The organism is Marinobacter sp. (assembly GCF_035268745.1).
Lineage (GTDB): Bacteria > Pseudomonadota > Gammaproteobacteria > Pseudomonadales > Oleiphilaceae > Marinobacter.
Window position 1 is genome coordinate 161,621 of sequence record NZ_DATFKH010000120.1, and the last position, 23,064, is coordinate 184,684.

The 23,064-nt window shown below is 58.3% G+C and carries 22 protein-coding genes; 12 read left to right on the top strand and 10 right to left on the bottom strand.

From position 1 onward, the window contains the following. Nucleotides 1-2 precede the first annotated feature (2 nt). Complete coding sequence (locus VJ956_RS09935; RefSeq protein ID WP_324084297.1) at nt 3-539, bottom strand: gamma carbonic anhydrase family protein; 537 nt, start codon at nt 537-539, stop codon at nt 3-5. A gap of 210 nt (nt 540-749) precedes the next feature. Here VJ956_RS09935 and prlC point away from each other — a divergent pair, with 210 nt between their 5' ends. Together prlC and VJ956_RS09945 are read left to right on the top strand one after the other, a co-directional pair. After that, on the top strand, nt 750-2,795 hold the full coding sequence (gene prlC, locus VJ956_RS09940) for an oligopeptidase A (RefSeq protein WP_324084299.1): 2,046 nt from the start codon (nt 750-752) through the stop codon (nt 2,793-2,795). Nucleotides 2,796-2,853: 58 nt separating this feature from the next. Next, on the top strand, nt 2,854-3,093 hold the full coding sequence (locus VJ956_RS09945; RefSeq protein WP_324084301.1) for a YheV family putative zinc ribbon protein: 240 nt from the start codon (nt 2,854-2,856) through the stop codon (nt 3,091-3,093). 19 nt (nt 3,094-3,112) lie between these two features. On the opposite strand, the gene VJ956_RS09950 is transcribed toward VJ956_RS09945, so the two are convergent. From VJ956_RS09950 to VJ956_RS09960, 3 genes are all read right to left on the bottom strand, one after another. Beyond that, the gene (locus VJ956_RS09950; RefSeq protein WP_324084305.1) at nt 3,113-3,343 is read right to left on the bottom strand and encodes a DUF1653 domain-containing protein; all 231 of its coding nucleotides are present in this window, start codon (nt 3,341-3,343) and stop codon (nt 3,113-3,115) included. A 120-nt stretch (nt 3,344-3,463) separates the two neighbouring features. Next, a complete protein-coding gene (locus VJ956_RS09955; protein WP_324084307.1) occupies nt 3,464-4,111 on the bottom strand; it encodes a hypothetical protein in 648 nt (215 codons plus the stop codon). A 206-nt stretch (nt 4,112-4,317) separates the two neighbouring features. Continuing rightward, on the bottom strand, nt 4,318-5,595 hold the full coding sequence (locus VJ956_RS09960) for an MATE family efflux transporter (RefSeq protein WP_324084372.1): 1,278 nt from the start codon (nt 5,593-5,595) through the stop codon (nt 4,318-4,320). A gap of 271 nt (nt 5,596-5,866) precedes the next feature. On the opposite strand from VJ956_RS09960, the gene coxB reads away from it, so the two are divergent. From coxB to VJ956_RS09975, 3 genes are all read left to right on the top strand, one after another. Further along, on the top strand, nt 5,867-6,988 hold the full coding sequence (coxB, locus tag VJ956_RS09965; protein WP_324084309.1) for a cytochrome c oxidase subunit II: 1,122 nt from the start codon (nt 5,867-5,869) through the stop codon (nt 6,986-6,988). 106 nt (nt 6,989-7,094) lie between these two features. Then, the gene (gene ctaD, locus VJ956_RS09970) at nt 7,095-8,681 is read left to right on the top strand and encodes a cytochrome c oxidase subunit I (protein WP_324084311.1); all 1,587 of its coding nucleotides are present in this window, start codon (nt 7,095-7,097) and stop codon (nt 8,679-8,681) included. A 65-nt stretch (nt 8,682-8,746) separates the two neighbouring features. After that, nucleotides 8,747-9,619, top strand: coding sequence for a cytochrome c oxidase subunit 3 (locus tag VJ956_RS09975; protein ID WP_324084314.1), 873 nt, complete (start codon nt 8,747-8,749; stop codon nt 9,617-9,619). 6 nt (nt 9,620-9,625) lie between these two features. Here VJ956_RS09975 and VJ956_RS09980 read toward each other — a convergent pair whose 3' ends face one another. Then, entirely contained in the window at nt 9,626-9,829 is a 204-nt protein-coding gene (locus tag VJ956_RS09980; protein WP_324084316.1) for a twin transmembrane helix small protein, read from the bottom strand. A 50-nt stretch (nt 9,830-9,879) separates the two neighbouring features. Between VJ956_RS09980 and VJ956_RS09985 the strand changes: the two genes are divergently transcribed. The 6 genes from VJ956_RS09985 (at nt 9,880) to hrpB (ending at nt 16,484) form a co-directional block, all read left to right on the top strand. After that, on the top strand, nt 9,880-10,614 hold the full coding sequence (locus tag VJ956_RS09985; protein ID WP_324084318.1) for an SURF1 family protein: 735 nt from the start codon (nt 9,880-9,882) through the stop codon (nt 10,612-10,614). Beyond that, the gene (locus tag VJ956_RS09990) at nt 10,601-11,245 is read left to right on the top strand and encodes a hypothetical protein (protein WP_324084320.1); all 645 of its coding nucleotides are present in this window, start codon (nt 10,601-10,603) and stop codon (nt 11,243-11,245) included. The genes VJ956_RS09985 and VJ956_RS09990 overlap by 14 nt, the downstream gene beginning before the upstream one ends. Nucleotides 11,246-11,357: 112 nt before the next feature. Next, nucleotides 11,358-12,404: a COX15/CtaA family protein gene (locus VJ956_RS09995; protein WP_414674425.1), complete on the top strand. Its 1,047-nt coding sequence runs from the start codon at nt 11,358-11,360 to the stop codon at nt 12,402-12,404. Then, nucleotides 12,401-13,315 carry a heme o synthase gene (cyoE, locus tag VJ956_RS10000; protein ID WP_324084322.1) on the top strand — a complete coding sequence of 305 codons (915 nt, stop codon included), beginning with the start codon at nt 12,401-12,403 and terminating at the stop codon, nt 13,313-13,315. The genes VJ956_RS09995 and cyoE overlap by 4 nt, the downstream gene beginning before the upstream one ends. Before the next feature lie 17 nt (nt 13,316-13,332). Then, nucleotides 13,333-14,010 (top strand): SCO family protein, encoded by a 678-nt coding sequence (locus tag VJ956_RS10005; protein WP_324084324.1) that lies wholly within the window; start codon nt 13,333-13,335, stop codon nt 14,008-14,010. Beyond that, nucleotides 14,007-16,484, top strand: coding sequence for an ATP-dependent helicase HrpB (gene hrpB / locus VJ956_RS10010; protein WP_324084326.1), 2,478 nt, complete (start codon nt 14,007-14,009; stop codon nt 16,482-16,484). The genes VJ956_RS10005 and hrpB overlap by 4 nt, the downstream gene beginning before the upstream one ends. Nucleotides 16,485-16,496: 12 nt before the next feature. Here hrpB and VJ956_RS10015 read toward each other — a convergent pair whose 3' ends face one another. From VJ956_RS10015 to VJ956_RS10030, 4 genes are read right to left on the bottom strand one after another with little or no spacing between them, the layout of a single operon-like run. Next, on the bottom strand, nt 16,497-17,699 hold the full coding sequence (locus VJ956_RS10015) for a CynX/NimT family MFS transporter (protein ID WP_324084328.1): 1,203 nt from the start codon (nt 17,697-17,699) through the stop codon (nt 16,497-16,499). Nucleotides 17,700-17,710: 11 nt separating this feature from the next. Continuing rightward, nucleotides 17,711-18,106, bottom strand: coding sequence for an ectoine synthase (locus VJ956_RS10020; RefSeq protein ID WP_324084330.1), 396 nt, complete (start codon nt 18,104-18,106; stop codon nt 17,711-17,713). Between the two features lie 50 nt (nt 18,107-18,156). Continuing rightward, the gene (locus VJ956_RS10025) at nt 18,157-19,587 is read right to left on the bottom strand and encodes a GTPase/DUF3482 domain-containing protein (RefSeq protein ID WP_324084332.1); all 1,431 of its coding nucleotides are present in this window, start codon (nt 19,585-19,587) and stop codon (nt 18,157-18,159) included. 2 nt (nt 19,588-19,589) lie between these two features. Next, nucleotides 19,590-21,041: a DUF2868 domain-containing protein gene (locus VJ956_RS10030; RefSeq protein WP_324084335.1), complete on the bottom strand. Its 1,452-nt coding sequence runs from the start codon at nt 21,039-21,041 to the stop codon at nt 19,590-19,592. 120 nt (nt 21,042-21,161) lie between these two features. Between VJ956_RS10030 and VJ956_RS10035 the strand changes: the two genes are divergently transcribed. Beyond that, complete coding sequence (locus tag VJ956_RS10035; RefSeq protein ID WP_324084337.1) at nt 21,162-21,521, top strand: DUF6164 family protein; 360 nt, start codon at nt 21,162-21,164, stop codon at nt 21,519-21,521. Here VJ956_RS10035 and VJ956_RS10040 read toward each other — a convergent pair. Next, the gene (locus VJ956_RS10040) at nt 21,518-22,423 is read right to left on the bottom strand and encodes an alpha/beta hydrolase (RefSeq protein WP_324084339.1); all 906 of its coding nucleotides are present in this window, start codon (nt 22,421-22,423) and stop codon (nt 21,518-21,520) included. The genes VJ956_RS10035 and VJ956_RS10040 overlap by 4 nt on opposite strands. Nucleotides 22,424-23,064: the final 641 nt, after the last annotated feature.

The window sequence follows — 23,064 nt, forward strand, 5'->3', positions numbered from 1 at the left end:
GATTACCGTTCATTAAGGTACTCATCCTTGAGCCGGGCATAGTTGGCGGCGGTGTATTTGAAGAAACTCCTTTCATTCTCCGTCAACTCCCGGGCTTTTTTGCAGGGCGAGCCAACATAGAGGTGACCCGATTCCAGGGTTTTCCCCGGGGGTACCAGACAACCGGCAGCGATAATGACTTCATCTTCAACCACAGCCCCATCCATGATGATGCAACCCATGCCCACCAGCACCCGGTTGCCCACGGTGCAGCCGTGCAGCAATGCTTTATGGCCGATTGTCACATCATCACCGATGATCAGCGGCCAGCCGCCGGGGTTAAAGTCACTGGCGTGAGTGATATGCAGGACGGTGCCATCCTGGACACTGCAGCGGTCGCCGATACGGATCCTGTGCATGTCTCCCCGGATAACGGTCATGGGCCAGACCGAAACATCGTCACCCGCCTGTACATCCCCAATCACCACTGCACTTGGATCAATCCATGCCCGTTCACCAAATTGTGGCGTATAACCCTTGTGTGTTCGTACATTAGCCATTACATATACCTCACTGATGTTACCCATAGGCCCGGGGTACCGGTGGGACAGGCCTTTTCAAAACTGTGCGGAGCCATGGATGGCGGAGCCCAAGCGTCACAGGGAAGTGCCGCAAGGAGCGTGTTTTGGAAAGGCCTGTCCCACCGGTACTTTTCCCGCAGCCTGATGCGACGACGCTAACCCAGATTTAAAATTTTGAGAAGGGGATTTATGAATAACCCGTTACTGACTGATGATCTGTTACCGCGCTTCGACCATATTCGTGTTGAACACATGGAAGTCGCAATCGACCAGATTCTCAGTGAAAACCGGATGAAGATCGGTCAGATCGCGCAGCAGGACGATCCCACCTGGGACACGCTGGCCCAGCCAATGCAAAGCCTGGAAAATAAACTGGAAAATGCCTGGTCGGTGATCTCTCACCTGAACGGGGTGATGAACAGTGATGAGTTGCGCACGGTGTATAAAAGCTGCCTCGAAAAGCTGACGGAGTACACCACCGAGCTCAGTCAGAACTCGGAACTTTGTGAGGCTTATAAAAAGCTGAAAGCCCGCGAGGACTTCAGGGATCTGAGCGACGCCCAGCGCAAGTCCGTGGAGAATACCCTGCGGGATTTCCACCTGGGTGGCGTTGATCTGCCGCAGGCCCAGAAAGAGCAGTACGCGAATCTGTCGATGGAATTGTCAGAGCTGTCCAACCGTTTCAGCGACAACGTACTGGACGCGACCCAGCACTGGTACAAGCACATTACCGATGAGGCTGATCTGTCCGGCCTTCCTCAAAGCGCCCTCGACGGTGCGCGGGAGGCTGCAAGGCAGAAAGAGCTGGACGGCTATGTGATAACCCTGGACTTCCCCAGCTTCTATCCGGTGCTGACCTATTGCGATAACCGGGACCTGCGCCATGAGGTTTACCAAGCCTTTGTCACCCGTGCCTCTGATGTCGGGCCGGATGGCGGCACCTGGGACAATACCCCGGTGATGGCGGAAATTCTGAAACGCCGTCATGCCATGGCAGGCCTGCTGGGATTCAACAATTATGCCGAGCGGTCGCTGACCAAGAAAATGGCCCGCAGTGTGGATGAAGTTCTGGATTTCCTGAACCAGCTTGCCACCAAGTCCAAACCCATTGCCGAACGTGAATATGCCGAGCTGAAGGCCTTTGCCCGGGATACCCACGGCCTGGAGGACCTGCAGGCCTGGGATATCGGCTATTACAGTGAGAAGCTGCGGCAGCAGCGTTACGACATTTCGCAGGAAACCCTGCGGCCCTATTTCCCGGCGGATAAAGCCGTGTCCGGTCTGTTCCGGGTGGCGGAAAAGCTGTTCGACGTACAGATCGAAGCGAAGCCGGACGTGGAAACCTGGCATCCGGATGTCACCGCCTACTGCATCAGCCGTAGTGGCGAGCCGGTGGCCTGGTTCTACCTGGATCCCTACGCCCGCCAGGGCAAGCGCGGCGGCGCCTGGATGGCGGATTGCCGGGTGCGCTGGCGCAACCTGCGCGGACAGGTGCAACTGCCGGTGGCGTTCCTGACCTGCAACTTCACGCCCCCGGTGGCTGGCAAGCCGTCGCTGCTGACCCACGATGAAGTGACCACCATGTTCCACGAATTCGGCCACGGGCTGCACCACATGCTGACCCAGGTTGATGTGATGGATGTGTCCGGAATTAACGGTGTCGCCTGGGACGCGGTAGAACTGCCCTCACAGTTCCTGGAGAACTGGTGCTGGAATCCGGAATCGCTGGCGCTGATTGCCTCTCATCACGAGACCGGAGAACCTCTGCCGGATGACCTGCTGCAGAAACTGCTGGCGGCGAAAAACTTCCAGTCCGGCATGGCGATGGTCCGTCAGCTCGAGTTCTCGCTGTTTGATTTCCGGTTGCATGCGGAGTTTACCCCGGACGCGCCTACCAACCCGCTAGATATGCATCGCAAGGTGCGCAGTGAAATCGCAGTGGTTGAAGCGCCAGAGTTCAACCGGTTCCCCAACAGCTTTTCCCACATTTTCGCCGGTGGTTATGCCGCCGGTTATTACAGTTACAAGTGGGCCGAGGTGCTGGCGGCCGATGCATTCTCCCTGTTTGAAGAGAATGGCATTTTCGATCAGGAAACCGGCAGGGCCTTCCTCCATAATATTCTGGAAAAAGGCGGCTCGCGGGAGCCCATGGAGCTGTTCAAGGCTTTCCGGGGTCGTGAGCCGAAGGTGGATGCCCTGCTGAAACAGACCGGTATTACCGAAGACGCCGCATGAACCATACCGGCACCGCGGGTCTTGGTCTGCGGTGCCGGTATTTCTGGAGATCGAGACTATGGCCAGTCCAAAACGTTTTATCGCCGGTGCGGTCTGTCCGCGCTGTGCGGAAATGGACAAGATCATGATGTTCACCACCGACGATGACGACCAGGTCCGGGAGTGCGTGGCGTGCGGTTTTACGGATGCGGTCTCGGACACACCGAAACCGGAGAATGCAGAGTTGCCGACCCGGGTGAACAAGCGCAGGAATGAGGACGACCACACCGTGAAACAGGTGGTGTTTTTCAAGTCCTGATCAGAGCGCGGGGAAGCGTCTACTCAGCTGAGACAAAGGCGAATCGTGGCACCTGTTCCCCGGCGACCTCGACGGTTTCACGAAACATGGCCAGCGGCCTGACCCACAGGCTCCGGTCACCATAGAGGCAGCGGTAAATGACCATCTCTTCCTCGGTCTCGCTGTGCCGGGCAATATCGATTAACTGATAGTCCCGGCCTTTATAGTGGCGATACCGACCCGGGCGGATCGCCGTTTTGTTGTCGGGCATAAGTAAACTCTCTACATAGTTGGCGTCGTCGACCCAAGCTTCCGGCTATCCGGATACCCTGGCGACAGCTGGTCCGGCAGCTGCCGGTTTCGCCACATTGGCCATAGCATTCGGGGGGTGTTACTTAACGCCGCCTAAGGCAAGACGAATGTGATTGCGCTCCAGAAGATTGTCCCAGTATTGTTTCATCCAGTCCCACGCCGCGTTTCTTGTCTGTTCTACGAACGGATCCAGATTCAGTTCGTAGTAATCCGGGGTGCCGGCAATCTGCAGCACGGTAACGACAATGGATTGATCCAGTTCGTTGGCAAAGGGTTCGCCAATCAGCTGATGTGCCAACAGATTAGCCCTTGTTGCCTCAACGTCCACCAGATCATTGGTGCGGGTAGACCGGTTGTTTTCACACATTTCCTCCATCAGGCGGTGGCACAGGTAGGAGCGGATCAGCAATCCTCCGAGGCCATCGTAGCGAGCCAGCAGTGGCGACGGCTGGGTAAAGTAACCAGTGGCGGCCTTTATAAAGGGAGCGAACAGTCTCGAGTTGCCGGCTTCGGCGGCGCAGGCTTCAACGCATTCGATCAGCCGGGGCGCCATTTCAATATACTCAAGGGCAAACTGGAACAGGCACCCGGCCGGCTGATACCCCTCGATCATGATGGTTGGGGGTAACGCGGCCGAGCTCTCCTGCATCTGCCTGAGAAAAGCTCCAGAGCGGGCTTCCTGGCGTCTGGACTGATTGATAATGTCTAGCACGGCCTTCGGTGTCATTTGAGGAGATGCCAATGTCTTAACGGAGTAGGGTCGCAAGGCGCCTCTCTTTGTCAGGAACAAAGTCAGGAGCGAAATCGCTGATGACCGGAATATGTGACTGGCTCAACCACACGCCCGCTTTTTCCTCCAGTGTAGACGAGATTCCGCAGTCTGCCTGATCAGCGAAGTCCTTTGACGGTGCGGGTTCTTTCCGGCCGGTTGCCTTAATCCGGGAAGCGTGAAAACCAGCGGTCATTCCGGGTGTGCTGAAAACAGAGCCATCCCATGGACAGGGCCCGTGCCACCATCAGGCTGATCAGTGCGAACCAGAGGCCATGATTGCCCCAACTGGTCGTCAGCCACCAGAACGGCAGGAAAACCCCTGCTGCCGAAAGCAGCATGGTGTTCTGCATATCCCGGGTGCGGGTAGCCCCAATGAACACGCCGTCAAGCAGAAAGCCCCACACTGCCGTCAGCGGCAGCGCCCAGAGCCAGGGAAGATACTGCCAGGCTGTGCGACGGACTTCCTCAATGCCGGTGAGCAGGCTGATCAGCATTCTGCCCCCGAGCACGAAGGCCACTGTGAACAGCACCGCACCCCACAGCGACCAGCGCAGGGCGACCGCGAATACACGCCGGAACTGTTCCCGGTCGCCCCGCCCGACAGCCTCCCCGATCAGAGCTTCTGCGGCATTGGCAAAGCCATCCAGGCCATTGGAGATCACCAGCAGGAAAGTGATCAGTACCGCGTTCGCAGCCAGCACCATATCGCCCTGGCGGGCTCCTTGCGCAGTGAAAAACGCCAGCACCAGCAGCAGCGCGATGGTGCGTACCATTATGTATCGATTGACCCGGAGAATGGCCAGGTAATCGCTGGCATGACCAAACAGCGCCCTGGAGAGCCTCTGACCTGCAGGCATTTTTTTCAGGACCAGAGCGAAACCGACGCCGGCCGCTGAATATTCCGCCATCACTGTTGCTGCTGCCACACCGGCACTGTTCCAGCCCATCACGGTTACAAACAGCACGTCGAGTATTATGTTCAGGCCGTTTGCCGTAATCAGCATGATCATCGGGCCGCGGGGATTCTGGGTGCCAATCAGCCAGCCTACCAGCGTGTACTGGCAGAGCACGGCGGGTGCGCTCCAGATCCGGATAGAGGCGTAACCTGCCGCCAGTTCGGTGACACTTTCGCTGGGGTCCATCAATACCAGCCCGATACTGATCAGTGGCTGGTGAAAGAGGATCAACAACAGCCCGATACCGGTTGCCAGCAATATTGACCGCAGCAGCAGGGCAATCTGGGCAAACCGGTCCTGCCTGCCCCAGGCCTGGGCGGCGAGGCCGGTGGTACCCATGCGCATGAAACCGAAGGTCCAGTACAGGATGCTGAAGAGATTGGCGCCCACGGCGACTGCACCCAGATACACGGGGCTTTGCAGGTGTCCGAGCACGGCGGTATCCACCAGGCCGAGCAGCGGCACAGTGAGGTTTGTCAGCATCAGCGGCCAGGCCAGCGCCCAGAGTTGCCGGTCGGTCCGTGAAGTTACGCGGGGGGCTGGTCTGACAGGATTCACGGGGAGGAAAAAGTTCCTTTTCTCGTGCATTTATGGTGGCCGGGACTTTCGAATGGTATCGGAATGTGGCTATACTTAGCGCTGATTTAATCATGGCAGGCTTTTAATCTGACACGAAAGGTGTGTTACATCACTTCAAGTAGCAGAGCAATGGGTCGCAAAATCCGAAAAAAATAACACTCTGTGGAGACACAGTATGCGCGTGCAAGCAAGACGGGCAGGGGCTCTTTTGGGTGGTTTCATGTTTCCGGCGGTGTCCATGGCGGACTGGACGCTGAACATGAGCCCCGGGGTCACCAGCTCCAGTAACCAGATTTTTGACCTTCACATGACCATCCTCTGGATCTGCGTCGTCATCGGTATCATCGTTTTCGGAGTCATGTTCTGGTCCATTTTCGCTCATCGTAAATCTTCCGGCCGGAAACCGGCGAATTTCCATGAAAACACGCTTGTGGAAATCCTCTGGACGGTCATACCGCTGGTTATCCTTGTGGTCATGGCCATTCCTGCGACCGCCACGCTCGTCGACATGTATGACACCAGCGAGTCCGAGATCGATATCAAGGTGACCGGTTATCAATGGCGCTGGAAGTATGACTATATAGAGGAAGACTTCGGATATTTTTCCAATATTTCTACCAGTGACGATGAAATCTATAACCGGACGGCGAAAAGCGAAAATTACCTGCTGGATGTCGACAACCCCATGGTCATTCCGACCAATACCCGGGTTCGCCTGCTACTTACCGCCAACGATGTCATTCACAGCTGGTGGGTACCGGCGTTCGGGGTAAAGAAAGACGCCATACCGGGCTTTATAAACGAAGTATGGACCCAGGTCGACGAGCCGGGTATCTATCGTGGCCAGTGCACCGAGCTTTGTGGCGTGAAACACGGCTTTATGCCGGTCGTGGTCAGGGCCGTTCCGCGGGAAGAATACGATGCCTGGGTTACTGAACAGACCGCTGCTGCGCAGGCTGAACGCGAACTGACCCAGAAGGACTGGACCATGGCCGAGCTTATGGAGCGGGGCGAAAAAGCCTACGCCACGGCCTGCGCCGCCTGTCACCAGCCGGATGGTAGTGGAGCGCCTCCGGCATTCCCGGCGCTGAAAGATAGCCAGATTGCCCTTGAGGATATGGATGCTCACCTGGATGTGGTCGTCAACGGCGTACCCGGAAGCGCCATGCAGGCTTTCGGTAATCAGTTGAGCGAAGTCGACCTAGCCGCAGTGATTACCTATGAGCGGAACGCCTGGGGTAACAACACCGGTGAAATGGTGACGCCAAAACAGATCTTGGAATACAAAAACCAGTAATGATTGAACACAGGCTGCCGGGGGACGGCTTCCGCAGCCCGTTTTTAACCACTGCCAGATTAACGACATCACCAGCCGGAAAGGTACGGCGGTAACGGGGGTTTTCATGAGTGCGGTTACAGATACCCACGCCCAGGACGATCATCACCACGGCCCTGCGAAGGGGATTACACGGTGGCTGCTGACGACCAACCACAAGGATATCGGGTCCATGTACCTGATATTCAGTTTCGCCATGTTCCTGTTGGGCGGGGCTATGGCAATGGTGATCAGGGCCGAGCTGTTCCAGCCGGGCCTGCAGATTGTTGAGCCGGAATTCTTCAACCAGATGACCACCATGCATGGTCTGATCATGGTGTTTGGCGCGGTGATGCCGGCCTTCGTCGGCCTCGCCAACTGGATGATACCGTTGATGGTAGGCGCACCGGATATGGCGCTGCCAAGGATGAACAACTGGAGCTTCTGGCTGCTGCCCTGCGCATTCCTGATTCTGGTATCCACCCTGTTCATGGAAGGTGGCGCGCCCAACTTCGGCTGGACCTTCTATGCTCCGCTATCAACCACCTACGGCCCACCGAGCACCACTTTCTTCATCTTCGCCGTTCATATCATGGGCGTGTCGTCGATCATGGGTGCCATCAACGTAATCGCTACCATCCTGAACATGCGGGCGCCGGGCATGACCCTGATGAAAATGCCCCTGTTTGTCTGGACCTGGCTGATCACGGCTTTCCTGCTGATCGCGGTCATGCCGGTACTGGCGGGGGTAGTGACCATGATGCTGATGGATATCAACTTCGGAACCAGTTTCTTCGACGCCTCCGGCGGCGGTGATCCCTTGCTGTTCCAGCATGTGTTCTGGTTCTTCGGGCATCCCGAGGTCTATATCATGATCCTGCCGGCCTTTGGTGCGGTGTCCCATATCATCCCGGCGTTCTCCCGCAAGCCACTGTTCGGTTACGCCTCCATGGTTTATGCCGTCGGGGCAATCGCCCTGCTGTCATTCGTGGTCTGGGCCCACCACATGTTCACCGTGGGTATTCCCATCGCCGGCCAGCTGTTCTTCATGTACGCCACCATGCTGATTGCCGTGCCTACCGGGGTGAAGGTGTTCAACTGGGTTGCGACCATGTTCCGGGGCTCGCTGACATTCGAGGCTCCGATGCTGTTTGCGGTAGCCTTCGTGATTCTGTTCACCATCGGTGGCTTCTCCGGTCTGATGCTGGCGATTGCTCCGGCCGACTTCCAGTACCACGATACCTATTTTGTGGTTGCCCACTTCCACTATGTACTGGTTCCGGGTGCCATTTTCGGTATCTTTGCCTCGGCCTACTTCTGGCTGCCGAAGTGGACCGGACACATGTATGACGAAACTCTGGCGAAGACCCACTTCTGGCTCTCGTTCGTGGGTATGAATCTGGCCTTTTTCCCCATGCACTTCCTGGGGTTGGCCGGTATGCCGCGCCGTATTCCGGATTATGCCCTGCAGTTTGCTGACTTCAACATGGTGTCCAGCATCGGCGCATTCATGTTTGGCGCGACCCAGATCCTGTTCCTGGTGATTGTTGTCAAGTGTGTCAGGGGCGGAGAGAAAGCACCGGCGAAGCCCTGGGATGGCGCCGAAGGTCTGGAGTGGACAGTGCCGTCACCGGCGCCCTACCACACCTTCTCGACGCCGCCGGAAGTCAAATGATCGGGGGGCCGTGAGCCCCTTTGGGATAACAACAACCGTTAACGGATAAGCCATCGGAGACTGTCATGGCGGAAAACCAGACTTACTACGTCCCGGAACAGAGCAAGTGGCCAATCGTGGCCACTGTCGGGCTGGGTTTGATGATGTATGGCCTTGCTTCCATTATGGTGTTCGACACTACCGGTTCCTGGATCACCTTCTGGATTGGCTCTGCCATTATGGTGTATATGCTGTTCGGATGGTTTGGCAGCGTCATCAGGGAAAGCCGTGAAGGGCTTTACAGCCCACAGATGGATCGCTCATTCCGCTGGGGGATGAGCTGGTTCATTTTCTCGGAAGTGATGTTTTTCGCCGCCTTTTTCGGCGCGTTGTTCTATACCCGGGTCTTTGCCCTGCCCTGGCTCGGTGGTGAGGGTGATCGTGGCAGCTCGAACATGCTCTGGGAAGGCTTTCAGGCCACGTGGCCGCTTATCAACACGCCCGATCCCCAGACCTACCCGGCACCGGAGGGTACCATTGGTCCCTGGGGTCTGCCATTGATCAACACCATCCTGCTGGTGACTTCTTCGTTCACGGTAACGGTTGCTCATCACGCCCTGAAGGAAAACCACCGCAAGAAGGTCAAGACCTGGCTCACCGCCACGATCGCCCTGGCTCTGGTATTCGTGTGCGTTCAGGGATACGAATACGTCCATGCCTATCGGGACCTGAACCTGACCCTGGGATCCGGGATTTATGGCAGCACCTTCTTTATGCTGACCGGTTTTCATGGTGCTCACGTGATACTGGGCACGGTGATGCTGATCATCATGCTGATCCGGATAAACAAAGGGCATTTTACCGCCGACAATCACTTCGGTTTTGAAGCCTCGGCCTGGTACTGGCACTTTGTAGACGTCGTCTGGCTGGGTCTGTTCGTATTTGTGTATGTAATCTGATGATGTTCAGGGGGTCGGATTAAGCGTCAGGCCCCCTTGCCACAGAGATAACAGAATGACCGCCAGCAGCACCACGCTCAGTGCGACCCGCAGTGCAAGGGAATTAAGAACCCTGTTGGTTTTCCCGCCATCCCGTATCAGGAAGAACAATCCGCTGAAAAGACTCACCATTACTGCCAGCATGAGTACCACGATGAGAATTTTCAGCATATTGGATCCTGTAGTGCAACGCATGAATATATTCACCATCATACCAGACCATGGCTGATCCGGTCTCTGGCTCACGAAGGCAGTGGCGATGTGACTGGCGGCTGCTGCTTTTCACCGGTCTTTTCCTGCCGCTGCTGCTTGTCCTGGGGTTCTGGCAACTGGACCGGGCGGAAGAAAAGCAGGCCATGCTCGAGCAATGGCAGAAGCACAGCGACAGCCTGGACTGGTCAGTTCAAACCAAGACCGGACTCGAAGCCGGTCAGCCAGTGACCGTAAGTGGTCAGTATGGGGAAAGGACCTGGTTGCTGGATAACCGGACCCGGGACGGTGCCGCCGGCTATGAAGTGTTAACGCTGTTCCGGCCGGTCCAGGGCAGGCCGCTGGTGGTAAACCGGGGTTGGGTATTGGCGCCGAGACGCCGGGATGAGCTGCCCGCAATAACCACACCCCGGGAAGTTGTGGTTGTTTCGGGGCGTCTGAGTGAATATCCGGAACCTCCGGTCCTTATGGCAAAACCGACAGCAGAGACCGGCTGGCCGCGACGGGTTCAGGCCCTGAAAGCAGAGCAGGTGGAAGCGCTCGGGCTGTCGGTTCCGGCTTTTGTTCTGCGTCTGGACGGGCGCGATCAGCCGGGCGCCTACCGCGCCGATTGGGCGCCGGACTATATGGGGCCACAGACTCACTATGGCTATGCAACGCAATGGTTTTCACTGGCTCTTGCGCTGGTTATATTGACCGCCGTGGCAAGCTACAGAAAAACGGGAAATGACAATGACCAAGGCTGAACCCAGTAATCACAGTGACGAAAATAATGACCTGTCGCCGGAGCGGATCAGACGCGGGCGCAGAATGGCATTGCTGCTGTTTGCCGTCGGTTTTGGCCCGATGATTCTTGCCACCGTGTTATATTATACCGGCTGGATGAATCCCACCGGTCAGAGTAATCATGGCCAGTTGATCCAGCCTCCGGCGTCACTGCAAGAACTGCAGTTAGAGGGCGCTGACGGAACAATCCTCGCGCAGCGTTTTGGCCCGCAACTGGAAGACCCGGAGTGGATGCTGATGGTGGTTGCCGGCAATTGCGGCGCCACCTGCGAGGAGCTGCTTTACCTGGCCCGGCAGGTCAATATCGCACTGGGCAAGAATGCTGCCCGGGTCAATCGCGCAGCCTGGCTCGGTAACATCAATGACGAACTGGCAGGGCGCTGGGACAATGACTATTCCTCAATGGAACGGCTGAGTATTGCTGCTGGAGCTGAACCTTCCTGGCCTGCCGGTGTGGATCCATCCCGGAAGCCACGGATTCTGCTGGTGGACCCGTTCGGCAATATCATCATGCATTACGGCAGCGAGCATACCGGCAAACAGATTCTCAGCGACCTCAAGCACCTGCTGAAGATATCCCAGATTGGTTAACCGTCTTTGCGGAGATTTTACCTTGAATAGCAAGCCGTCTACTTTTTCAGGTCGCGCAGGGTTTCTGGCCAAAGCATCGCTGGCGGCCACCCTGTTGACCGTTGTGGTAATCATGCTGGGTGCCTGGACGCGACTGGTTGATGCCGGGCTCGGCTGCCCGGACTGGCCGGGTTGCTACGGTTTTCTGACGGTGCCTCATGATGAGGTCCGAATGGCCATCGCCAACGACCGCTTTCCCGATACGCCGGTAGACGTCGCGAAAGGCTGGCCGGAAATGATACACCGTTACGCGGCCAGTACCCTTGGCCTGGTCGTATTTGGTCTGGCGGGCTACGCGGTCAGGCATCGCAAAGAGAATTTACCGGTAAAACTGGCGGTGTTCATAGCCGCATTTGTCGTCCTGCAGGGCGCCTTTGGTATGTGGACGGTGACCCTCAAACTCTGGCCCCAGGTGGTGGCGCTTCACCTGCTCGGAGGTTTTACCACCCTCAGCCTGCTGACCCTGCTCACCCTGAGACTGCGGGCGCAGGCCCGCGATGACAGGGCTCCCGAGCAGCAACTACAGCCGGACAGCTCTGCATCAACCACCAAAACCGCGGACTTGCGGCGTTTCCGGCCCTGGCTTTATGGCGGCCTTGCGCTGGTCATTGTCCAGATAGCGCTTGGTGCCTGGACCGCGGCGAATTATGCCGCCGTGGCCTGTCCCGACCTGCCGACCTGTCAGGGCGAATGGTGGCCGCCCAATATGGATTTCCAGCACGGATTCGATGTAACCCAGCAGGTAGGGCCAAATTATCTCGGCGGCCAGTTAACCGCAGACGGAAGGGTCGCAATTCACGTCACCCATCGGGTTGGCGCCGTTGTGGTACTGGGCTATTTCACGGTGCTACTGACTTTACTCTGGCGCCGGGTTAACCGGACTCCACTGGCCTGGCATGTGGTCCTGGTCGGGACTGTTCTGACCCTCCAGATTCTGCTGGGGCTGCTGAACGTCCTTTTCAATATACCGCTGTCTGTGGCAATAGCGCACAATGCCATGGGAGCCGGTCTGCTGCTGACCATAATCAACCTGCTCTGGCGTCTTCAAAGCGTACCGGTTAGCCTGACGGACCCGACAAAGCAATACACAAATACCAATGAACGAGAGGTGACAGCATGAGCGAGCATGTTGAAAGGCTGCCCGCACAGGCTTCCGGCCCGTCTGCGGCGATTACCTGGCGGGATTATCTGGAGCTGACCAAGCCGACCGTTGTCGCCCTGATGATCCTGACCTCGGTTATCGGGATGCTGTTGGCAACCCCCGGCCTGCCCGGCTGGGAAGTGCTGGTGTACGGCAATCTGGGGATCGCTCTGCTGGCAGGGTCGGCAGCGGTGGTCAATCATGTTGTTGACCAGAAGATTGACACCCTGATGGCGCGCACCCGCAAGCGACCGGTCGCGACCGGCAAGATCGCACCTCTGGAAGCGCTGGTGTTTGCTACCGTGCTGGCCATTGCCGGCATGATGATACTGCTCTGGCAGGTTAACGCGCTGACGGCCTGGCTGACACTGGCATCGCTGGTCGGATATGCCGGAGTTTACACCCTGTTCCTGAAGCGCATGACGCCCCAGAACATCGTGATTGGCGGGCTTGCCGGAGCCATGCCGCCCCTGCTTGGCTGGACCGCCGTCACTGGGCAGGTCGACGGCCATGCACTGCTGCTGGTACTGATTATCTTTGCCTGGACTCCGCCACATTTCTGGGCGCTGGCGATCCATCGTAAAGAGGAATACGCCAAGGCCGGCATTCCCATGTTGCCGGTCACTCACGGTAACCGCTATACCGAGCTGCACATTCTTCTGTACACCCTGATCCTGTTCGCGGTCAGCCTTCTGCCTTTCGTAACCGGCATGTCCGGCGTGATCTACCTGGCGGGGGCCCTGGCACTGGGCCTGAGATTTCTGCAGTATTCGGTTCGCCTGCTTCGGGGTGATGATCGCAGAGTGGCACTGGCAACCTTCAAGTACTCGATCACTTATCTGATGGCGCTGTTTGTGGTTCTGCTTGTCGACCATTTCGTCTTTTTCTGATCGCAACCGGAGCACCAATGAACGGTTCCATTCGGCTGACACTGGCCGTGCTGCTACTAGTGGTTATTCTGATTTTCGGGCTGGTGATCGGACGCCAGACCTTTATGGCCAGCTCGCAGGAACCGGCACCTGCACCGGACCTGAGCGACCTGAATGTCTATGTTCATGATCAGGCCCGGCCCCTGGCGGATTTCCGGTTAGCGGACGAGAATGGCAACCCGATCACCCCTGAGCAGTTCAAGGGACACTGGACCTTTACCTTTGTCGGCTATACCAACTGCCCGGATATCTGCCCGGCAGCCATGGCCAGCCTGAGCAAAACCGACAGTCTGCTGCCGGCTACCCTGCCGCAGCCGGAATACTGGCTGATCACTGCCGATCCGGAGCACGATACTCCGGCCCGGCTGCGGGACTACCTTGCGTTTTTCGGTGAACACTTCCACGGAGCAACCGGTGAACTGTCCGAGCTCAGGGATCTGGCCAGAAGCCTGAACGCGACATTTGTTCATCGGGAAGTTGAAAGTGGCATTCTGGTCGATCATAGCGGGCACTTCGCACTGATCAACCCTGAAGGCAAACTGATCGCTATTTTCCAGCCGCCCCATTCACCAGACGACGTGGCTGACGCGTTCCAGCAGATTTATGAATGGGCCAAAGAGAATCATCCACGAGCCTCCCAGTCCTCCGGACCGTGATTCCGATCGACCGCATTCTGCCGGACCTTCTGCGTTCTCTTGAAGCCGATTCCACACTGCTGCTTCAGGCACCACCCGGCGCCGGTAAAACCACCCGGGTCCCTGTGGCCCTGCTTGATGCGCCCTGGCGAAATGGGCGCCGCATCCTGATGCTTGAACCAAGACGTCTGGCTGCCAGAGCCGCCGCCCGTTACATGGCCGGCCAGCTTGGTGAAAAAGCCGGCGACACCATCGGTTACCGCACCCGTCTGGATACCCGGATATCTGGTAACACCGCGATAGAAGTCGTTACCGAGGGAATTCTTACCCGCCTGATCCAGTCAGATCCGGCATTGGAAAACTATGCCGCTGTGATTTTCGATGAATTTCATGAGCGCTCGCTGCAGGCTGATCTCGGGCTGGCGCTGGTCAGAGAGTCACGCCAGGCCTTACGGGATGATCTGCGGGTTATCGTGATGTCGGCGACCCTGGCCACCGCACCTATTGCCCGTTTGCTTGGTGACGTGCCGGTGCTGACCAGCGAAGGCCGGGCCTTCCCGGTAGAGATCGCTTACCGGCCAGTGCCCCGCAACCACCGTCTGCTGGAACAGGTGATCGCGGTGATTCATGAGGCGCTGCGCGAGCATCGCGGGTCGTTACTGGTGTTTCTGCCGGGAACCGGCGAAATCCGGCGAACGGAACGACAACTTCAGCACCACCTGCCCGATAACGTTATGGTGGCGCCGTTATACGGAAATCTCGGGACCGAAGAACAGGACCGGGCCATTGCGCCGGCACCCGCAGGTTACCGCAAGATCGTGTTGGCCACCGCCATTGCTGAATCCAGTCTGACAATCGAGGATATCCGGGTAGTTATCGACAGTGGCCAGCAGCGCCGGGCGGTGTTTGACGCCAATAGCGGCATGACGCGGCTGGTGACCGGATGGGTATCAAAGGCTTCGGCGGAGCAGCGTAAAGGCCGGGCCGGGCGGATCGAGGCAGGCGTTTGCTACCGGCTCTGGAGCGAGTCCGCCCAGTCTGGCCTGGCCGAGTTTACACCCCCGGAAATACAGGAAGCCGATCTGGCGCCTCTGGTCCTGGAGTTGGCCCAGTGGGGCGCGCGCTCCCCGGATCAGTTGGAGTGGATCGATTGGCCGCCCGCAGCCCATTGGCGGCAGGCAGTGGAGCTTCTTCAATGGCTGGACATGCTCGATAGCGACGGCGCTATTACCGGCCATGGCAAGGCCTGCAGGGATATGGGCATACATCCGCGACTGGCCCACATGATTTTACGAGCGCGCGAAATCGGCCATGGCTATCTTGCTGCAGAGCTTGCAGCGTTGCTGGAAGAGCGGGACCTGGCCGGGCGGTCGGCGGGTGCGGATATGCAGGCGCGCGTGCAGCTGATCAGGGCGCGGGGTGACGACCGCAGTATTGATCCGGCAAGGGCCAGAGCGATTGGCAAAACCGTATCCCGTCTTGCCAACGGTCTGGCCAGGCCAACTGGTATGCCCACCGACGATGAAGTAGGCCGCCTGATCGCGCTGGCTTATCCGGACCGGGTAGCCCGTAAACGGCCAGGCAATGCGCCCCGCTACCAGCTCAGTAACGGTCGCGGAGCGGTCCTGCGCGATGACGACCCTCTTGCCCGACACCCGTGGCTGGCGACGGCCGAGCTGGACGGCAAAGCCAGGGAAGCGACGATCTATCTGGCTGCGCCGGTTGCTCCTTCACTACTGGAGCAGGATCTGGCCAACCACATTCATGAACTGGAGGAGGCGGTCTGGGATGACGCTCGCGGCACAGTGGTCGCGCGCCGGGTCAGAAAACTGGGACAACTGGTACTGGAAGAGACAGCATTGCCGGCCCCTTCTCCGGAACAGGTGCAGCAAGGATTGCTGGCGGCCGTGCGTAAAAAAGGGCTGAAAAGCCTGCCCTGGACGCCTGTGGCAGAGCAATGGCTGGCCCGCACTCGCCTGCTGGCCCGTTGTTTTCCCGAAGACTGGCCGGACCTCAGCGAAAACTGGCTGACCGATAACCTGGAAACCTGGCTGGGGCCGTTTCTGGCAGGTATGAACCGCTGGCGTGACCTGGAGAAAATCAATCTCAATCAAGCGCTTGTGAGTTTGCTGGACTACACGCAACAAAAGATGCTGGATGAACTGGCGCCAGCCCGCCTGATTATCCCTGCCGGCCAGCCGGTAACCCTGGATTACAAGGCGGAAAACGGGCCGATACTGGCCGCGAAACTCCAGGCCCTGTTCGGCTGGACCAGGACCCCGACCGTGGCTGGCGGTGCGGTGCCTGTGGTTATCCACCTGCTCTCCCCGGCACAACGTCCCCTGGCGGTCACCGCCGACCTGGCCAGCTTCTGGCGCAACGCCTACCCGGAAGTGCGCAAAGACATGCGCGGACGCTATCCCAAACACCCCTGGCCGGAAGATCCGCTTAACGCCGAGGCGAGTCAGGGCCCAAAAAAACGCCCTCTGCGTTGATCCGGCCGGGCATCAACTCGCGGTTTGGCGCTGCTGTCGCTTCAGATTCAGGGTAAACGTGAGAGGGAGGGTCGCTCCGCAGTAAGCAAGGATAAACAGAATCGCGTGGCGTGCGTCGCCGGTCCAGTCCGCCAGCAGCCCGCCAATCATCGGCACCGTAAATGCCACCGTATAGCCAACCAGGAAGTTTCCGGCCGATAGTCGTCCGGTTTCCTGGGATGTCACCAGCAAGGGGGGCAGTGCCACCAGCATTATAAGCAAAATGCCCGCCGAGACACTCATGGCCGTGGCACTGATGATGGTCCACCAGCCAGTCAGGAAGACAGTGCCAAGGGTACCGGAAAACGCGATGATGGCAGTGGTAATAATAGGTCCTTTGCGCCCGACCCAGGAGCGCGCCATTTTCAGCATGATCAGCGAGGCAACCAGCTGGGCAAAGTTGAACCAGAATAATGCATCCGCCAGTAATTCAAAGCGTCCCTGCTGTTCAAGCAGATTGCTCATGTAGGCATTCAGTCCGAAGAACAATGAGCCAGACATGCCCAATAACAGGCCAATTCTGAGTGTCAGCGGGTTGCTCCAGTCCGGCAGCCAGGCAGGTTTCCGGACCGGCTTGTCAAAATCGCGCCGGGGTATGAATAATGTGGCGGCCACGATGAGCGCCGGTAAGGACCAGGCAAGGAGCGTACTCCGCCAGCTATTATCCAGTAGCGGCATCAATACTGGCAAGGTGATGCCAGCCCCTATGAATTCCCCCATCAGCATACCGTTCATGTAGATGGCGGAACCGATAGCCAGATGGCGGGGTTCCAGCCAGCGCGGCAAAAGCGCAGGCAGCGACGGTTGCATCATTGCGATGCCAAATCCCATAACCGCACTGGCCACCATGAGTGTGAGAGTGTCCGGTGCCAGACCCCGACCGGCAGAGCCGAACACCATGATCAGCATGGCAAGTGCCAGGGTATTGCGGGGGCCAATCCGCGAGATCGCCAGTGAGCCCGGCATCGATCCCACAGCCAGCATCAGGATGGGAATAGTGGTAAGTGCACCGGTCAGCGCCTGGGACAGGCCGAGTTCATCGCTGATGAACGGGGCAAGCGGCGGTGCCACCAGCACCGGTATACGCAGGTAAACACCAGCCAGCCAAAGCAGAACCGCCACCGGCAGCAGTCTGACTGCCGGTGGCGGTGGCGCGGGGTCTGTAGTCTGACCCACAGTTGAGGGGCTTATATGTCGCCAGTATCCAGGGTGTAAGCACCGTCCTTGTCGTGGGTTTCACGACCGGTAACCGGCGGGTTGAACGCGCAGATCAGGCGCATGTCCTCGGTGCCGCCGAACAGGGTATGCGGGTCATTCTTGTCCAGTGCGTACAGGGTTCCATCGGCAATCTGGTGGGTTTCGCCGGTGGTCTTGTCCAGTATGGAGCCGTTGCCAGCAACGCAATAAACGGCTTCCAGATGGTTTTTATACCAGAGATTCAGTTCGGCCCCGGCCGGGATAATGGTCTCGTGGAACGAAAATCCCATACCATCCTTCTTCAGCAGCATACGGCGGCTGGTCCAGCCTGGGCCGCTTACTTCGCGTTCGGTATCGATGATATCCTCAATTCGAACAATTTTCATACAGATTCCTTTTGATTTTTTCACGTGGCATTACAGTATAAACACTAGACTCATATCTGGTTCAAGCGCCACTGATCGAAGGCATCCATGGCGGCGGCGACCGCGCTTCTAAAGTTCTGCCGGGTTTTCTCGTCAACAGACCGGTTTTTGCGGCACCGTTCAAAGACCTGGTGAATGACCCGGCGGCTTTGACGATCCAGCAATTCCAGCCAGTGGTCGTCGGCCGGCCCGAGGTCTAGAAGTTCACGCCCGGCATGGTTACGCTGGCTGATATGCCACCAATGGTTTACCGCTCTTCCGAATACAACATAGCCGAACTGGCTGTCCTGTACAGGGCCGAAGCTTGCCGTTTTCAATCCGTTATTCAATATTCCGGTGCTTAGCACTGGCAGCGACAGCCGGTCACCATAGAAATAACTGCCAGCGGCGCCAACGATTCCGCCGATCAGGGCGCCGGCGCCCAGCGAATAGCCGAGCGTGGCCGCATCAATACCGATGCCGCCCATGGCACCGGCACCAAAGCCGGCGGTGGCCAGGTAGCGGCGGTTAACGCCCCAGGCAGTGCGGCTGCGTTCGCTGAACAGATCGTGTTCGCTATGCCAGACCAGCTCGGGTTCCTGGCGCTGGATACGGTTGTGCTGATAAAGCTGCTCGATGGCAATCCGCAGCTGCTCCTCTTTTTGTCGCTGGTTTCTGTACCACTGATTCCGGAGCTCGTCCCCGAGAGCCTGATCGGATATGGCGGCGGCCTGAGTTTTCGTGAGCGTCCGCTTCGCACGGTACGACATCATGTTTTCCAGCGTGTTCGCGATCAGGATAGCGGTTTCCCGTTTGCGTTGCTGCCGTTGCTCCGAGAGATGCCGGGTCGCCTCGTTCAGCGGCTGCTCCCAATCCGGCTCAAGCTGGCCAAAGGTTTTCAGCAGGCCCAGGTGGTGTTCAAACGGTGCACGCACGGCGTCAAAACGCCGCACCACCTGGAAGAACTGACCCAGGGCACGCTCCCAGACGTCGCTGTGATCATCCGGGCCGATACTGTTGATGAGCGCCAGGCTCGGCCGGCCGGTCCAGCGCAGGATGGTCATTTCCGCCTCGTGCTGCGGGCTGTAGGGAATGGAGCCATCAACGACGTAAATCACTCCGGCGCCCTCGGTCAGCGGAGCAAGAAGCTCACATTCGTCGACAAATTGCGGGTTGTCGGCGAACTGGGTAACAAAAGCCCGGACCGTATCGGCCCGGTCAGAAACCGAAGCACTGTGGGCTTCCAGCCATTCCAGAACCCGCCTGGGACGCTGGAAACCCGGCGTGTCGACGAGGGTGTAAAGAACCTGGCCGTCTATTGACAGCGGATAATCCTGGCGTTTTTTTGTCGTGCCCGGTTCCAGTGCAATGGCAATGCCGTCATTCTGGGACAGGGTGGCCACCACGCTGGACTTACCCTTGTTCGGGTGGCCGACTACCGCGAATACTGGTGCTGCTGCCATTATTAAAGACCCTCCGGCTGCCGATCATAGGCCCGGGATTGTGGTGAGCGAAGATCGGGCTGGCTGACAAAGATCCGCTCATCACCGGCCCGCTCAGCGAATCGCAGCCACTGGCTGAGCTGCCGGGGACGGGTGGTTTGCGGGTTAGTCGGTTGGGCATGGTCATTGGGCAGTGGTAACAGCGCAATACGGGTTTTTTCGGGCCAGTGGTGCCGGGCCTGCTCAATAAAGTCTGACAGTTCAGCAATAGGTGGCTCCCACGCCCGCGCAACCAGCGTTACTGACGGCTCAGGCTGCTTTTTCAGAAGTTCTGCGCAGCGCTCGATGGTTTGCTGATCGTCATCAAGGGAACACTGTCCGCCTGCCTGTTCAGTCAAAAGATGCCCCGCTGACAGGCTGTCCGGCAACTCCGGATCACCGGCCCCGGCCCAGCAAATCAGCACCTGGCTGTCTGGCAAAGGCTGACATTGGGCGGCAGTGTTTTCATCCGGCCTGTCTGCACCATCGTGGTTAACGTTGCCGGTGTCCACAGTGGGTGTTTCCATGCGGTATTCCAGCGCCACCATACCGGGATGGGCCGCCAGCGCCCGCCGGGCACGAATGTGCAGCTGAATCTGCGCCACAATCAGGCCTGCAAGTCTTGGCATCACGACGTAAAAAAGCCAGACCATTAAAACGAATGGCCACCATTGCCCCCAACGTCCGGGTTCTGTTGATTCCAGGTCTGGTTCCGCCCGGAAAAAACGGGTTGATTCCACCAGAGCCAGGTCTGGTATCGCGGCCGGCCATAACTGCTGCCAGGGCCAGGCAAGCATGGTCAGCAGCCGGTGATAACCATCGGCGCCGGTGCTGAGGGTAGTGCTCCAGCCGAAAGCCAGGTCCTGAATCACTACCAGAACCAGAAGCGTGGCAACCCCCGCCAGACCAAAGCAGAGGCCGCCGGTGTGAGCAACACGGGCCATCATTGCAGGCGTCAGCGGTTTCAGCGGGGATTGCCGGTCCCCCAGTCTGAACCGCCGGAGCACCCTGTGCCAGGGCTGCCAGTTGACCAGGGACTGCACGATGGTAAACACCGCCAGCAGGCATTGAAGTCCGGCAAAGGCCAGTAGCGCGGTCAGGTTTATGCGCTGGCCTCCCTCGTAATAGAGCAGACCGGTCATGGTAAGGATGCCAAGAATCAGGCCGGAAAACGCGAATACCGATAATAACCGTTGCCATCGGGTGAGCGTCTCGTCGGGTGCTCCGGGCTTTGACCAGGTCCCGCCGCTACCGCTCACCTGCCCGACCCGCTCCAGGTGTTCGAGCCAGTGCTCGACCGAAGGGGTTTCGTTACGGGCCTGACAGTCCAGCGCGAAGCGCCGATCCCGGCGATGGACAAATATCGGAGACTGCGCCTGGTCGCGCCTGACCTGGCGGTCGAATGCCAGTAGTCTCCGTATTCTGCTATCTGCCATGGGCATTCCTGGTCTGCGGTGAACGGTTTCGCTCACCGGTGTGGGCATAAGATGCAGGGATGAGATGTAAAAATAAAGTGCTAGAATAAGGGTATATCAATTCCCGACAACAGACCTATCATGCCCCACCACCTGATGAACCTGCGACACGTTCCGGATGATGAAGCAGATGAAATCCGTGGGTTGTTTGAGGATCACGCGGTACCTTTTTACGAGACCCCGCCCAGCCGATGGGGTATCAGTATGGGCGGTTTCTGGGTTCATGATGATGCCGAGGCAGAGCGCGCAAAAGCTCTGCTTGAGGAGTACCACCGGCAACGCCGGGAGCAGCAGCGGGCCCGCTACCAGGAGGATCTTGCCGCCGGTCGTACCGGCGGAGTCTGGTGGCGGATACGACATAAACCGGTCACCACCCTGGCTGCATGCCTTGCCATTCTGGTTATTCTGGCACTGACAGTGGCTCCGTTCATCACCCTCTAATGCCTGGCCTCGCTGTCTTCTCCGCCAGCCCGGGTGTGTCGGATCAGAAAATCTGTGGCCTTTTCCACGGCGTTACCGGCAGTGAGAAAGCTGGTGATATGGCCCCGCAGATGCATCAGATAAAGCTCGCTCTCGACACCATGATCCGTCAGTCGCGCGCGAAACTCTCTGGCCTGGCTGACGGGGACCAGCATGTCCAGGGCGCCATGGAACAGGAAAAATGGCGGTGCGCCGGCGCTGACGTGAGTAATCGGCGAAGCAGCCCGGTAAACAGCGGGAATGTCTTCCTGCTCGCCACCCAGGAACTGGCGGATCAGCTTGCCGGAGCCGAAGGTACGGAGGTCGCCTGGAAGCCCACCGGCAACGACGGCCACTGGCCGGGCATGATCACCGCCATGGGGCTGGTTCAAAGGATGCCGGGTTTCCGCGACCAGTGCCATCAGGCTGACCAGATGGGCCCCGGAGGAAAACCCGAATGCACTGATGGCGTTCCGGTCCAGGCGGTAGGTGTCGGCGTGATGGTAAAGCCATTTCATGGCTACCTGCAGATCGTAAAGCTGGGCCGGAAAGGTGTGCTCAGGTGCAAACCGGTAGTCGATATTCATCACCGCAAACCCCCGGCTCGCAAGGTGCTCTGCAATCCATGCCATATCCTCCCGTGAGCGTCTTTCCCAGCCCCCGCCATGGACCAGGAGCACGGCCGGCAGGAGATCGCCGGTTTCGGGCAGATACAGATCTGCCTGCAGGGTCCGGGACCAGCCATCCGGCGAGAAGGTAATGTCGGTCCGGGTGCTGAAGTTAGTTTCAGGGGTAGTCGCAGTTTGCTGCGGTGCGTTCTGGTGCGAAGCGCAGGCACTCAGCAGCGCGCTGGCAAGGATGGCCAGCAGGCGTAAGGGATACATCAGTTCTCCGTCGGTTGATCCGGTGACAGCAACTGGATACGGCAGCATCGTGCCCGCGGATGCCCGCAACATTGAGAGATGAGCGGTTTTACGCCACTGTTCTGGTGCATTAGCTGACGAGGCTGTCCGAAAAAAAGGACAGTGTCCGGATATCAGGGCATCCGCTGCGACGGCTCTGAAACGGCCTGAAACCCTGTCTTGCATGCTCTTTTCTGTTCCGGGGTGTCCGGATATCCGGAAATGTCCGTTTGAGGTAACCGGAGTCATTTTAAAATATATTCATTATCAATGCTTTGCCTTGTTGGCACAGGATACGCATAAGTGCGGCTGTGGTGCCTGGTGTCTCTGGTCTGTGCGCCGGCCTCCCAAGGAGCCTCTGAATAACTCCTGGATCGCCTCTGGCTTGCAGAGCGATTCACAATCAAGGCGCGACTTTGCAGGAATGTCTGGACCTTGCAAAAAGGCGCAACGCGGAGTGTGAATTGCTCTGCAAGCCCCGAAGGGCGCGCTCTGAAGGCTGCATCTGCGGCGTTGCGACTCTTGCCAAGGGCTACGGCCATTGGCGGCGAGCCGCGCCTGGCATCTACAGCCTTCAGAGCGCGCAGAGACGATTCAGGAGTTGTTCAGAGGCTCCCTAACAA

Bases quoted from the DNA above. Each gene is read 5' to 3' on its own strand.
- VJ956_RS09935 (WP_324084297.1), bottom strand. From the start codon at position 539: ATGGCTAATGTACGAACACACAAGGGTTATACGCCACAATTTGGTGAA.
- prlC (WP_324084299.1), top strand. From the start codon at position 750: ATGAATAACCCGTTACTGACTGATGATCTGTTACCGCGCTTCGACCAT.
- VJ956_RS09945 (WP_324084301.1), top strand. From the start codon at position 2,854: ATGGCCAGTCCAAAACGTTTTATCGCCGGTGCGGTCTGTCCGCGCTGT.
- VJ956_RS09950 (WP_324084305.1), bottom strand. From the start codon at position 3,343: ATGCCCGACAACAAAACGGCGATCCGCCCGGGTCGGTATCGCCACTAT.
- VJ956_RS09955 (WP_324084307.1), bottom strand. From the start codon at position 4,111: ATGACACCGAAGGCCGTGCTAGACATTATCAATCAGTCCAGACGCCAG.
- VJ956_RS09960 (WP_324084372.1), bottom strand. From the start codon at position 5,595: ATGCTGACAAACCTCACTGTGCCGCTGCTCGGCCTGGTGGATACCGCC.
- coxB (WP_324084309.1), top strand. From the start codon at position 5,867: ATGCGCGTGCAAGCAAGACGGGCAGGGGCTCTTTTGGGTGGTTTCATG.
- ctaD (WP_324084311.1), top strand. From the start codon at position 7,095: ATGAGTGCGGTTACAGATACCCACGCCCAGGACGATCATCACCACGGC.
- VJ956_RS09975 (WP_324084314.1), top strand. From the start codon at position 8,747: ATGGCGGAAAACCAGACTTACTACGTCCCGGAACAGAGCAAGTGGCCA.
- VJ956_RS09980 (WP_324084316.1), bottom strand. From the start codon at position 9,829: ATGCTGAAAATTCTCATCGTGGTACTCATGCTGGCAGTAATGGTGAGT.
- VJ956_RS09985 (WP_324084318.1), top strand. From the start codon at position 9,880: ATGGCTGATCCGGTCTCTGGCTCACGAAGGCAGTGGCGATGTGACTGG.
- VJ956_RS09990 (WP_324084320.1), top strand. From the start codon at position 10,601: ATGACCAAGGCTGAACCCAGTAATCACAGTGACGAAAATAATGACCTG.
- VJ956_RS09995 (WP_414674425.1), top strand. From the start codon at position 11,358: ATGCTGGGTGCCTGGACGCGACTGGTTGATGCCGGGCTCGGCTGCCCG.
- cyoE (WP_324084322.1), top strand. From the start codon at position 12,401: ATGAGCGAGCATGTTGAAAGGCTGCCCGCACAGGCTTCCGGCCCGTCT.
- VJ956_RS10005 (WP_324084324.1), top strand. From the start codon at position 13,333: ATGAACGGTTCCATTCGGCTGACACTGGCCGTGCTGCTACTAGTGGTT.
- VJ956_RS10020 (WP_324084330.1), bottom strand. From the start codon at position 18,106: ATGAAAATTGTTCGAATTGAGGATATCATCGATACCGAACGCGAAGTA.
- VJ956_RS10025 (WP_324084332.1), bottom strand. From the start codon at position 19,587: ATGGCAGCAGCACCAGTATTCGCGGTAGTCGGCCACCCGAACAAGGGT.
- VJ956_RS10030 (WP_324084335.1), bottom strand. From the start codon at position 21,041: ATGGCAGATAGCAGAATACGGAGACTACTGGCATTCGACCGCCAGGTC.
- VJ956_RS10035 (WP_324084337.1), top strand. From the start codon at position 21,162: ATGCCCCACCACCTGATGAACCTGCGACACGTTCCGGATGATGAAGCA.
- VJ956_RS10040 (WP_324084339.1), bottom strand. From the start codon at position 22,423: ATGTATCCCTTACGCCTGCTGGCCATCCTTGCCAGCGCGCTGCTGAGT.